Source organism: Chryseobacterium taichungense, from assembly GCF_900109935.1.
In the GTDB taxonomy this organism is placed as follows: Bacteria; Bacteroidota; Bacteroidia; order Flavobacteriales; family Weeksellaceae; genus Chryseobacterium; species Chryseobacterium taichungense.
In genome coordinates, this window is record NZ_FOBV01000002.1 from 120,987 (window position 1) to 133,041 (window position 12,055).

The window sequence follows — 12,055 nt, forward strand, 5'->3', positions numbered from 1 at the left end:
ATTAAATTATTTTCAATATCATATTTGATTTATTGTATTGTCTATAATTAAATTTATTTTTATTTAAAATATCTATTACTTTATAAAAATAATAGAGCGGAAAATATTCCGCCCATTTTTATACTCTTTCATTCTTGATTTCCTCAACAATTTCTGGATTTAAAAGTGTTGTAATGTCACCGAAATTACCGAAGTCGCCTTCTGCAATTTTTCTCAGGATTCTTCGCATAATTTTTCCAGAACGTGTTTTTGGAAGACCTGAAACGAACTGTATTTTGTCCAGTTTCGCGATCGGACCGATCTGCTCGGAGATCAGTTGGTTAATTTCTTTTTTAAGATTATCTCTCTGTCTGCTTTCGCCTGTTTCTTTTAAAACAACATAACCGTACAAAGCATTTCCCTTAATATCGTGAGGATAGCCTACAATCGCAGATTCTGCTACAGCCGGATGCTGATTGATACTGTCTTCTATAGGAGCCGTTCCCAGGTTGTGTCCCGAAACGATGATCACATCATCCACACGGCCGGTAATTCTGTAATAGCCTACTTCATCGCGCAATGCCCCGTCACCTGTGAAATATTTACCCGGAAAAGCCGTAAAATAAGTTTCCTTGTATCGCTGATGATCTCCCCAGATCGTTCTCGCAATTCCCGGCCATGGGAAACGGATGCAAAGATTTCCGGTTACCTGATTGCCCATGATTTCATTACGTTTATCGTCCATTAAAACCGGTTGTATTCCCGGTAAAGGTAATGTGGCGTATGTTGGCTTGGTAGGAGTTACGAATGGGAGAGGAGAGATCATAATTCCTCCGGTTTCCGTTTGCCACCACGTGTCGACAATCGGGCATTTTTTCTTTCCTACATGATCATTGAACCAATGCCACGCTTCTTCGTTAATTGGCTCACCTACCGATCCAATGACTTTTAGTGTACTCAGGTCATGTTTATCGACCCATTCCACACTTTCTTTTGCTAGTGAACGGATTGCTGTAGGAGCAGTATAGAACTGGGTAACTTTATGTTTTTCAATTACCTCCCAGAATCTGTCCGGTTCAGGATATGTTGGTATTCCTTCGAAAATAACGGTTGTTGCGCCATTCAGAAGCGGACCGTAAAGGATGTACGAATGTCCGGTAATCCAGCCTATATCAGCAGTACACCAATAAATGTCGTTCTCTTTATAATTAAATACATTTTTAAAAGTATAAGCTGTATATACCATGTACCCTGCACAAGTGTGAAGCATTCCTTTCGGTTTGCCAGTGGAACCTGAAGTATACAAAATGAAAAGCGGATCTTCTGCATCCATAATCACACTTACAAAATCAGGTGAAGCACTTTCGTAAAGATCTTCCATCCAGTAATCTCTGTGTTCTTTTATTTTGATGTCATTACGGGTTCTTTTTACAACCAGTACTTTTTCTACGCTTGGTGTTTTTTCTAACGCTTCATCAACGATACTTTTTAAGTCTAAAACTTTATTACCTCTATAACTTCCATCAGAAGTAATCACCATTTTTGCTCCGCAGTCATTCACTCTCGAAGCTACAGCAGAAGCTGAAAATCCGGCAAAGATTACAGAATGAATTGCTCCCAGCTTAGCACAGGCCAGCATCGCAACGGCCAGCTCAGGAATCATCGGAAGATAGATGCATACTCTGTCTCCTTTTTCAATGCCCATTTCCCGTAAAACATTAGCTGTTTTGTTTACTCTGGTATATAATTCACTATAAGAAATATGCTGTGCTTCTTCTTTCGGATCATTGGGTTCCCAGATAATGGCGGTTTTATCTCCTCTCACGGAAAGGTGCCTGTCTAGACAGTTTTTAGTGATATTTAATTTGGCATTTTTAAACCAGGCAATCTTGGCCTCATTCATATCGTATTTGACGACCTTACTCCAGCGCTGATACCATACAAAGTTTTCATCGGCTATTTTATCCCAGAATTTTTTAGGATTTTTAATCGATTTTTTATAATCTTCGAAATAATGTGGCAAATCTTCAATCAGGTAGTTTCTCATATCCCTTAATTTTATTCTTTTTTATATTTTAAATTTAAACTTAATTTCTCTTTTCTGCTCGGTACTCTATGATTTTTTGCTGAATTTCCTCAATGATCTTTTCATCATCGATTGTTGACGGAATCTGAAAATCTTTTTTATCCAGAAGAGTTCTGATGAGCTTCCGTAATATTTTCCCGGAACGGGTTTTGGGTAAGCGTGTGACAGTCATTACATTTTTAAGACAAGCAACAGCTCCAATTTTTTCACGCACATTTTTCACGATGTCTTTTTCTACATCTTCTTCAGAAATTATGGAACCGTTTTTCAGAACGACTATGGCAAAGGGAATTTGTCCTTTAAGATCATCATCAATTCCTACCACGGCACATTCTGCAACATCGGGATGAGACGAAACGATTTCTTCCATTTCTGATGTCGAAAGCCGGTGTCCTGCGACATTGATCACATCATCAACTCTTCCGGTAATAAAAATATATCCATCTTCATCCTTAATTGCACCATCCCCTGAAAAATAATAACCGTGATACTGCGACAGATAGCTGCTTTGAAAGCGCTCATGATCATTCCAGATTCCGAGTAAAGCACCAGGCGGAAGTGGAAGTTTGATTACCAGGTAACCTTCATGGTGTGGATCCAGCTCATAGCCATTTTCGTCAAAGATTTTTATATCATACCCCGGAATCTGTTTTCCGGCGGAAGCTCTTTTGATTGTATAATTTCCGTTAAAAGTCATTAAACCCAGCATCGGCCAGCCAGATTCTGTCTGCCACCAATGGTCGATAGCGGGAATTCCTATGTGTTCTGCAAACCAGTCCAGCGTTGCCACGTCACATCTTTCACCTGCCAGAAACTGCTTTTTAAAATGGCTTAAATCATATTTTTTCACCAGTTCTCCGTTTGGATCTTCCTTTTTTATAGCTCTGATTGCCGTGGGTGCCGTAAACATCACAGAAACTTTATATTCTGAAATAATTCTCCAGAATGTTCCGGCATCTGGTGTCATAATGGGTTTACCTTCAAAAATAACGGTTGTATTCCTGTTGATCAATGGTCCGTACACAGAAAAGCTATGACCGACCGCCCATCCGAAATCAGAAGCTGCCCAATACGTTTCGCCGGGTTCGACACCATAAATGTATTTCATGGAAAATTTCAGGGCTGTGGCATAGCCACCGGTATCACGGGTAATTCCTTTTGGCTTTCCTGTAGTTCCGGATGTATACAATAAATAGAGTGGGTGCGTGGATTCAACAGAAACACAATCTGCTGTTTCTGATTGTTGAACCAGTTCCTCATAATCAACCAATCCGTCAAACATTTCGTGTTGATTATCAGCTAATTTTCTGTTAAATACAATAATGTTTTCAACTTTATCCTGTGCAAGAGCGATCGCTTTTTCAACCAGTGGTAAGTAAGGAATTCTTTTGGCAATTTCAACACCTGCTGTTGCTGTAATTAAAGCTTTTGGCTTACAGTCGTCGATTCTTACCACGAGTTCGTGCGGTGCAAAACCTCCGAAAACAACATTGTGAATGACGCCTATCCGTGCGCAGGCCAGCATGGCAAAAAGCGTCTGTGGAATCATTGGCATATAAATAACCGCGGTGTCGCCCTTTTTTAAGCCTAAAGAAACCAAGCCTCCCGCTAATTTCGAAATTTCCTCTTTCGCCTGATTGAAAGTATATGTTTTCTTTTGCTCTGTGACCGGTGAGTCGTAGATCACTGCGATTTGTTCTCCATGACCATCATTGATGTGCTTGTCTATGCATAAATAGCACATATTCAATCTCCCATCGGAAAACCATTGGGTGTAATTATTTTCGTCTTTGGAGAGAATTTGTGAAGGAAATTGAAACCAGTCGATTCCCTGTGCCTGGTCTTTCCAGAAACTTTCTTTATCTTCTATACTTCTTTGAAATAAATTTTCTGCATTCATGATATTTTTATTTTGTGTTTCAATCTTAAAAACTATTCAAACATTTCTTCGATCTGCTGCATCAGTTTCTTGACAGAATAGGGTTTTGTAACATATGCATCAACTCCCATTTCCAAGCCTTTTTCAATATCTCTCGGATTATTTTTTGCACTCAGGAAAATGACTTTTGTATTTTGTAATTTTTCATTTTGCTTAATGATCTCTAACGTGCTAAAACCGTCGAGATTGGGCATCATAATGTCCAGTAAAATAACATCCGGAACCATATTTTTTAAAAATTCCAGCACCTCGGTTCCGTCCCTGGCAATATATACGTCGTAGCCGTTTTTCTTAAAGCTGTACTCCAGTGACATTAATATTTTGTGTTCATCATCTGCAATGATTATCTTTTTCATTGTCTGATTTCTTCTTTATGGTTCAACTTCATTGCTTGTTTTTCTGGGAACTCGAAGGGTTCAATTTTAATAGCCGTAGGTGAAACCTATGGAATACGGAATGTGATTATTAAACCAACCCGTAAGGGTTGAATATATTAATGTTCATTCTGATTCAATTCCATGTTCAGCTAAAAGTTTTTTAAATTCATCTTCAAATTTTTCTGTTTTATGATGTTCTTTTTGATTCTTTATATAATTTACAATTATTTCCTTGTCTCTTATAGAATTGGTAAATGCTCCGTACCCTTCCTGCCATCCCGCGAATTCAGGAAACAATCCTGATTCTTTCATCCATAAATTTGTTGCAACTTTAATGTCTTTTACCAGATTGCTGAGATTTATATTGGGATTAAGATCACAGAAAATATGGATGTGGTCCGGCATTCCATTAATTCTGTATAATTTGCATTTTTTATTTCTTAAAATACCCCAAATATATTTGTATAGTTCTGTTTCATTCTTTTCGTTAATTGTTGGTTCTCTATGTTTTGTTCCAAAAACAATATGATAAAATATTTGTCTATACGTTCCCATTTTTTTTCATTTGTGTTTATTATTGAACCCTTCGGGTTCGGGTTTATTTTACATTTATTTTTTATTTCCATAGGTTTTACCTACGGCTATTGTTGTTGAACCTTTCGGGTTCTTATCACCGATCTTTCTACTTGGTAAAATAATCGTAAAGGTCACGCCTAATCCGCTGTTTTCCGCGCTGATGGTTCCGCCTTGTGCCTGGACTATCTTTTTGCAGATAGCCAGACCCAGTCCGCTTCCTGTAGGTTTCAGGATATTTTGATTTTTCGACTGGTAAAATTTATCAAAGATCATTTCCAAATCTTCTTCAGGAATATGTTTTCCGGTATTGAAAATCTTAATAATCAGCTGGTTTTCTTTATCCGATAATTTCGTCTGAATGGTTCCCTGTTCGTCGGTAAATTTTAAAGCGTTTCCCAAAATATTCTGAAATAATTGAATCATTCGCGCTTCGTCATATTCAAATAAAAAATGATTGAGCAGATTAACCTCGCTTAAATGAATATTTTTCTGATGGATAAGATGCAAAAGCGGATTCAATGCCTTTTTATAGGTTTCAATAATGTTATTCTCCTGAATGTGCAGGGCTATTTCACCGTGTTCCAGCTTATCCAGATACAGGATATCATTAATAATTTCGCTTAGCCTGTCGGATTCTGTAATGATATTATTTAAAAATTCCTTTTTGATATCTGGTGGAATATCGTCATCATCGGCTAAAATTTCCCCTGCCGAACGAATTGCTGTAATCGGTGTTCTCAATTCGTGAGCCACAGAGTCCAGAAAATCATCCTTCTGACGATCTTTGATGATCAGATTTTCATTGGCATTTCGCAAATCATCGGACAGTTTTTGCAGTTCTTCCGATTGTTCGGTGAGTTTTTTATTAAGAGTAATATTTTCTTTAGATTCTTCCAAAATATTCAAAACCTCTTTTAAGGAAATTTTATCTTCTTTTGTTACGCCTTCGATTAATATTTTTGCAGAAGCTGTTCCTATTCTTCCTGCCAGAAGGTTTTCGGAGAACTTGATAAATCGGGAATCTGCGGTTTCCGCCTGAGAATCAATATTATATTTTAAATTAAATATCCTTAAAGCCTGTTCCGTTTTGTTTTTACCTAAAAATCGCTCCAGAATATTTTTAATATCTGATACATAGGCCGTTCCGCGCCAGATAAAAGCATTTTCATGATTTTGAATGTATTTATCGATGTCTACGTACAGTTCGGCAAAATTTCTTTCACGATAATTCCCTTTGATGCTTACTGAGATAATCCCAAACAGGCCTGTATTCACTAGCAGCGACCAAAAGAAAATCTGTGGAATCCTTCCCAGATAAGGAATGGTGAAAAAATCGAAAGCGTTATACATGTCTCTGAGAACCCCTTTAAATTCCTGATTGTAAGAGAAATAGTACTGAGGGATGATTAACCCGAAATAACAAATGATCAGTCCTGCTAAAAGCCCTATGATAGCACCTTTATAGCTTCCCCTTCTCCAGAAAATAGCTCCGAAAAAAGAAGGCGCCAACTGGGCGATGACTACAAATGAAATCAATCCGACGGAATCCAGGGAAGTTTTTAAAATAAAATATTTATAAAAGGCAAATGCCATGATAATCAGGGCAAAAATGCTGAATTTTCTGATATTGGTAATATTACGGGTATTCTGGACTTCATTTTCAGATTTAAATTTTCCCAACAATCCATACGGAATAATCAGGTTATTGGAAAGCATAATGGATAAAGTGATGGCCGAAATAATAATCATTGATATACAAGAACTTAATCCTCCCAGAAATACTAAAACTGTAATCAGCGTATTGTTGAAATGCTGCGGAATTAAAATGGAATAGAATTCAGGATTTACTTTCTGACCATCGAAGATCAGTCGCCCGCCCCAAGCGATGGGAAAGATAAATATAGTGAAAATCAATAAGTAAAGAGGGAAAAACCATATCGCTGTTTTGATATGTTTCTCTTGTCTGTTTTCTACGATCGCGGTATGAAACTGTCTCGGAAGTATACAGATTGCCGTTCCGGAGATCATGCACAAAACCATCCAGTTCATTGCTCCTTCGATTCCGTTGAACGTATTCTTTTCTTTAAAGTCTTTAAACTGACTTGCCTTCTGATAAATATCTGAAAAGCCGTCAAAAACAAAGTAAATAACAAAAAGCCCCAAAATGATAATGAAAAACAGCTTCAGAAAGCTTTCTAAAGCAATCGCGGAAATAATTCCCAAACGTTTTTCCGATGCGTCAACATATCTTGTTCCGTAATATGATGAAAATAAAGCGATTAAAACGACCACAAAAGTAGCATTGTCTGTAAGGATGTTTTTTGACATTGGTGTTTCTGTTACCAAATGAAAGGTCTCGGAAATTGCTTTAATCTGCAGACCGATATAGGGAACGATAGCCAAAAGGCAGACAATCGTAATTACTGCACTAAAGCTTCTGCTGTTTCCATACCTCAGCGAGATGAAGTCTGCGAGGCTGCTTATCTTATTTACCCTTGAAATCCGTACAATCCGTGTATTGATGTAGATCCATGCAGGAATAATGATGATAGGTCCGATGTAGATTGGAAGATAGTTGAGTCCGCTTGTTGCTGCTACACCTATGCTGCCATAGTAGGTCCAGGCTGTGCAATACACCGCCAGCGAAAGTGCATAAATGTAGGGATTGTTTATCCATAGCTTGCTCTTTTTCTTCTCCGCCAGGTAAGCGACTAAGAATAAAAGTGCCAGGTAAAACAAAACCACGGTGAATAATGCGAAACTACTCATCATATTTTTTTATGATTACAAAAGATATAATGATGGAAATCATCCAGATAACGAAAATATAAATCAGAATCATCGGATAGCCGAGCACCTCCCTGTCGCTGTTAAAAAGTAGCGAAACCGGAATGCTGAATGCTATTAAAAGCCCGATGCTCAGGATGATTAATTTTTGTTCGTGTCTCTTTTTCATGATTGATTGATGAATGATAATTGATAGTTTGACGATTTTGAGCTCATCACGTATCAATTATCATTCATTATTTATTATAAATTATTCTTTATGGTCAGAATATTCTCCCGTCAGCGAGTAATATCCGAAAATGGCCATTCCGCCGGAGATAATCGGCATCAGCACAAAGAGAATGATGATTCCGAAAACCAGGTCTTCCTGTTTCCCTGATGTTATTTTCGGGATTCCCATTACTGTAATTCCGAAGTAACCCACTACCAGGGCGATGGCGATCCAGAGTATACCTAATATTTTTTTGAGTCCGTTCATTTTAGTTGTTTTAAAATTAATAAAAAAATTGACTGATTCGGTTGTTAATCATGAATATTATTGTTCTTGTTTTTCAGATAAAATAATCCGATAAGTAAACACACTCCAGCCACTCCTATAGGATACCAGAGTCCTTCAAGATACCATGTCGCATGACCTGCTTCTTTTCCTGTGGTAACCAGATAAGTTGCTACAGCCGGAAGCAATCCTCCGAAAACACCGTTTCCGATATGATAAGGAAGAGACATTGAAGTGTAGCGGATTCTCACCGGGAACATTTCTACCAAAAATGCTGCGATAGGACCATACACCATCGTTACAAAAATAACCTGGATGAATACCATAAAAACGAGATACCATTTTGTATTATCTGCTAATTTTATTGTTTGTGAAACTTTAGGCTCTTCAGCTTTTCCCTCTTTCATTACGGGACCGTTTGGAGACAAGTGGGCAATACTGTCTTTTTTTACTAAAGTTCCGTCTGTAAACAGGGTTTCTTTATGAAATGTAACCAAACTGTCCGTAGGGATTTCATTATGTATTTTGGCTGTTCTCGTTTCCGTAATTCCATTGGCGGCAATAGTTTTATTCTCAAGATTTACGCTTTTAAACATACTGTCATAAATAGGTCTGTAGGCCAGGATAGCGATCAGCATTCCCGTCATCATCACGGCTTTTCGTCCGATTTTATCCGACAGCCATCCGAAGAATACGAAGAACGGTGTTCCCAGAAATAATGCGGTGGCCATTAATGAATCTACCTGTGCAGATTCTACATTCATTACTTTCTGAAGAAAGCTCATTGCATAAAACTGTCCCGTATACCAGATAACGCCTTGTCCCATCGCGGCTCCGAATAATGCGAGTAAAACAAATTTAAAATTGAATTTATTCCCGAAACTTTCTTTTAAAGGGTTTTTCGAAGTTTTTCCTTCACTTTTAGCTTTTGCAAACAGTGGAGATTCTTTCATGTTTCTTCTGATGATATAAGAAACTCCTACCATTAGAATGGATATCCAGAATGGAACTCTCCAGCCCCAACCATCAAATTCTTCTGCCGAAAGCGTCGTTTTGGTGACTAGAATGACGATTAATGAAATAAAAAGTCCTGCTGTAGCCGTTGTCTGGATCCATGAAGTCCAGTAGCCTCTTCTTCCGGGCTGTGCATATTCTGCGACATAAGTTGCTGCTCCTCCATATTCACCGCCAAGAGCCAAGCCTTGCAATAATCTTAAAATTAAAACTAAAACAGGTGCTAGAAATCCGATGGTCTCATAACTTGGGATACATCCGATAAGGAAAGTTGAAAATCCCATGATCAGTAAAGTAACGAGGAAGGTATATTTTCTTCCGATGATATCTCCCAGTCTTCCGAAGAATAATGCTCCGAAAGGCCTAACCACAAAACCTGCCGCAAAAGTGGCTAAGGTAGATAGAAATGCTGCGGTCGGGTTATCGGCCGGGAAAAATTTCGTAGCTAAAACGACGGCTAAACTCCCGAAAATGTAGAAGTCGTACCATTCGATTAATGTTCCGAGTGATGATGCCGTAATCACACTCCAAATCGTGCGATTTTTTTGCCTTTCGGTCATATTCTCGTAGCTTACTTGATTGTTATCGCTCATATGATGTAATTTTTAATGTTAATTTGAATTGATTAATGAGTTTTCTTGCTATTTAAATTCAGTATATCTATAAGTAAATTTGAAACTGTACTATGAATTCTCCTTTGGAAGACGGACTTTCAGTCGGACTTGTGTACACCGGCCTCGTAGAATATTGAGTAGTGATTTTAGCATGGTGACCGTCTATAAACCAATTCGCACCAATGTCAAATTGTGATGAAGATTTATCGAAAGCTTCAAAGCTTTTATGCGTATACGCCGCAAAAGGCTGTATTCTTATTTTTGGTTTTTCTGCCTGGCTCGGTAATAATAATCCCGCCTGTGCGTAGATAATATTACCTGTTCCGATAGTTGGCTGCAGATTTCCCGGACCGGCAATGGCTTTATTTCCAACAAAATTCGGATCGGAAGATGCGATATTCATGATGCCGATATTTCTGATATAATTAGGGCCAAATTGATAATTGTAGTATCCTGCATAAGCTGAAACCGCCATCTTATTTTTGGCATTTCCCAACGGAATATCTGCGAAAGCATCGACTGCAACGAGTGTAATGTCGTGTTTTTCAATATTGGAATTCACAGAAGTTCTCGTTCCGTCTTTCTGATGATAAAATCCGGCACCTACATTGAAAACTTTTTTGGTTCCTAAATAAGAGCCCACTTTAAAAGGCAGCAGATTTGATTCTTCATCCAGAAACTGGTATTCGACATATCCTGCTTTTGAGAAGTTCGGATTTCCGTTATTGTCGACGGCTACAGCTTTTGAGGGATCTGTGACATTCGCAGGAACGAGGTCGGTTGCAAAGGGTTTATTCAAACTGAAGCGGTATTCCAGTTTTCCATATTTTCCTTTGGCAAACATTCCCAATTGTCTCGCAAACTGATCGGAATTGTCAATCAGTGGCCACGTGAAAATAGGAGAGTCTACTGTAAGGAAATTCAACGTAGAAGCCATCGTCATACGGGAAAGTCCCATATAATAATGTAATCCGGCCCCTAAAGTCAAACTGAATTTTCCTGCTTCTCCCGGCATAATAACAGCGTATTCGTTCCATGCATCATGGAAAAACATTTGCGGTTTCTTACCGTTTCCGTAGCCTCCCGTTCCTGAAGTTCCCGAACCACCTCCGTTGATAAATGTCTGATTATTAATTCCAAAATGTGCTAAGATCATATACCTTTTGGAAATTTGGGCGTATGCCAATGCTCGTAATCTTCTGTTTCCAAGGCTCCAGGAATTGTCAGTCGGCTCTCCGCCAACCATACTTCCGGGATTCATGTCGGTATTCCTCAACCAAAACTGATCCCATAAAATAAATCTGATGTACTTATCACCTTGTTGATTTAAATTAACTTTGAGTCCACTTCCGTAATCAGGTGAACCTTGGGAGTATAAAGAATTGCTGATTAAAGCCAATCCGATAAAAGTGAGTAATTTTTTCATAAATTATCAATTTTTGGTATCGTTTTTTATGAAAGCCAAATTGTAATTAATAATTTGTTTGAAAAAATTTAATATATATTAATGGTAAGAGTATAGTTATATTTAATATTTATGCTTCTAGTTTCTAGTTTAAAGTTGCAAATTATAATGAATAAATTCACAACTAACTTATTAGCAATTGACTAAAGAAATTATTTCTTAAATCTTTCCCATTTTATTAGCATATATTTATCAGCGAATTGCGTAATGATCAATCCGGAATTTTTAATATTTTCTTCCTTGCTCATATACTCAATCAATTCATTCTGCTTTAAAATTTTGTACACCGGATGAAATTCAGAATGTGGTGGTCTTGTGATATTGTATTTCTTAATCCACGAACTTATAGTAACGTGTGAAACGCCGATAATTCTTTCTATTTCACGAAAGCTCAACCCTTCCAGGTAGAGCTGTAATGCTTTGGTGACATAGTAATCATCGATCTGTTTTCCTAATTTCTTTACCGTAAAATAATAGTTGCAGGATTTGCACAGAAAACGTTGCTTGTCGTTTACAATTCCGCTTTTTACAACTTTGCTGCTATTGCATTTCGGACACTTATTTTCCATAGCTATACCTTTTTAGCAAATATATAATAATTTAGCAAAATATTAAACTCGGATAAAGATAAAATTACCTGAATATTAATTTAATTCAATAAAATTATCTTTTTTATTTGTTTATTATGGAAATTATATTTTAAATTTGCCGAAAATTTTAGA

10 protein-coding genes are annotated in these 12,055 nt (G+C 37.6%); all 10 read right to left on the reverse strand.

Annotated elements, in window-relative coordinates; translation table 11 throughout:
* Positions 1 to 118 precede the first annotated feature (118 nt).
* Positions 119 to 2,026, reverse strand: a complete 1,908-nt coding sequence (gene acs, locus BMW64_RS04310) for an acetate--CoA ligase (protein ID WP_089998692.1) — start codon at positions 2,024 to 2,026, stop codon at positions 119 to 121.
* A 40-nt stretch (positions 2,027 to 2,066) separates the two neighbouring features.
* On the reverse strand, positions 2,067 to 3,965 hold the full coding sequence (locus tag BMW64_RS04315) for an AMP-binding protein (RefSeq protein WP_089998695.1): 1,899 nt from the start codon (positions 3,963 to 3,965) through the stop codon (positions 2,067 to 2,069).
* 32 nt (positions 3,966 to 3,997) lie between these two features.
* A complete protein-coding gene (locus BMW64_RS04320; protein ID WP_089998696.1) occupies positions 3,998 to 4,360 on the reverse strand; it encodes a response regulator transcription factor in 363 nt (120 codons plus the stop codon).
* A gap of 144 nt (positions 4,361 to 4,504) precedes the next feature.
* Positions 4,505 to 4,936, reverse strand: a complete 432-nt coding sequence (tnpA, locus tag BMW64_RS04325) for an IS200/IS605 family transposase (protein WP_089998698.1) — start codon at positions 4,934 to 4,936, stop codon at positions 4,505 to 4,507.
* A 54-nt stretch (positions 4,937 to 4,990) separates the two neighbouring features.
* Positions 4,991 to 7,726 (reverse strand): ATP-binding protein, encoded by a 2,736-nt coding sequence (locus BMW64_RS04330; protein ID WP_228400866.1) that lies wholly within the window; start codon positions 7,724 to 7,726, stop codon positions 4,991 to 4,993.
* Entirely contained in the window at positions 7,719 to 7,913 is a 195-nt protein-coding gene (locus BMW64_RS04335; RefSeq protein WP_089998700.1) for a hypothetical protein, read from the reverse strand. Before BMW64_RS04335 ends, BMW64_RS04330 begins: the two co-directional genes overlap by 8 nt.
* A gap of 81 nt (positions 7,914 to 7,994) precedes the next feature.
* Positions 7,995 to 8,222 carry a DUF6814 family protein gene (locus BMW64_RS04340; protein ID WP_089998702.1) on the reverse strand — a complete coding sequence of 76 codons (228 nt, stop codon included), beginning with the start codon at positions 8,220 to 8,222 and terminating at the stop codon, positions 7,995 to 7,997.
* Between the two features lie 44 nt (positions 8,223 to 8,266).
* Positions 8,267 to 9,847: an MFS transporter gene (locus BMW64_RS04345; RefSeq protein ID WP_089998704.1), complete on the reverse strand. Its 1,581-nt coding sequence runs from the start codon at positions 9,845 to 9,847 to the stop codon at positions 8,267 to 8,269.
* A gap of 67 nt (positions 9,848 to 9,914) precedes the next feature.
* The gene (locus BMW64_RS04350; RefSeq protein ID WP_089998705.1) at positions 9,915 to 11,294 is read right to left on the reverse strand and encodes a porin; all 1,380 of its coding nucleotides are present in this window, start codon (positions 11,292 to 11,294) and stop codon (positions 9,915 to 9,917) included.
* 191 nt (positions 11,295 to 11,485) lie between these two features.
* Positions 11,486 to 11,902: an IS1/IS1595 family N-terminal zinc-binding domain-containing protein gene (locus tag BMW64_RS04355; RefSeq protein WP_089998707.1), complete on the reverse strand. Its 417-nt coding sequence runs from the start codon at positions 11,900 to 11,902 to the stop codon at positions 11,486 to 11,488.
* Between the last annotated feature and the right edge of the window lie 153 nt (positions 11,903 to 12,055).

What these genes read in the sequence shown, in the direction of transcription:
- acs (WP_089998692.1), bottom strand. Translation starts at nt 2,026, where the DNA reads ATGAGAAACTACCTGATTGAAGATTTGCCACATTATTTCGAAGATTAT.
- BMW64_RS04315 (WP_089998695.1), bottom strand. Translation starts at nt 3,965, where the DNA reads ATGAATGCAGAAAATTTATTTCAAAGAAGTATAGAAGATAAAGAAAGT.
- BMW64_RS04320 (WP_089998696.1), bottom strand. Translation starts at nt 4,360, where the DNA reads ATGAAAAAGATAATCATTGCAGATGATGAACACAAAATATTAATGTCA.
- tnpA (WP_089998698.1), bottom strand. Translation starts at nt 4,936, where the DNA reads ATGGGAACGTATAGACAAATATTTTATCATATTGTTTTTGGAACAAAA.
- BMW64_RS04330 (WP_228400866.1), bottom strand. Translation starts at nt 7,726, where the DNA reads ATGAGTAGTTTCGCATTATTCACCGTGGTTTTGTTTTACCTGGCACTT.
- BMW64_RS04335 (WP_089998700.1), bottom strand. Translation starts at nt 7,913, where the DNA reads ATGAAAAAGAGACACGAACAAAAATTAATCATCCTGAGCATCGGGCTT.
- BMW64_RS04340 (WP_089998702.1), bottom strand. Translation starts at nt 8,222, where the DNA reads ATGAACGGACTCAAAAAAATATTAGGTATACTCTGGATCGCCATCGCC.
- BMW64_RS04345 (WP_089998704.1), bottom strand. Translation starts at nt 9,847, where the DNA reads ATGAGCGATAACAATCAAGTAAGCTACGAGAATATGACCGAAAGGCAA.
- BMW64_RS04350 (WP_089998705.1), bottom strand. Translation starts at nt 11,294, where the DNA reads ATGAAAAAATTACTCACTTTTATCGGATTGGCTTTAATCAGCAATTCT.
- BMW64_RS04355 (WP_089998707.1), bottom strand. Translation starts at nt 11,902, where the DNA reads ATGGAAAATAAGTGTCCGAAATGCAATAGCAGCAAAGTTGTAAAAAGC.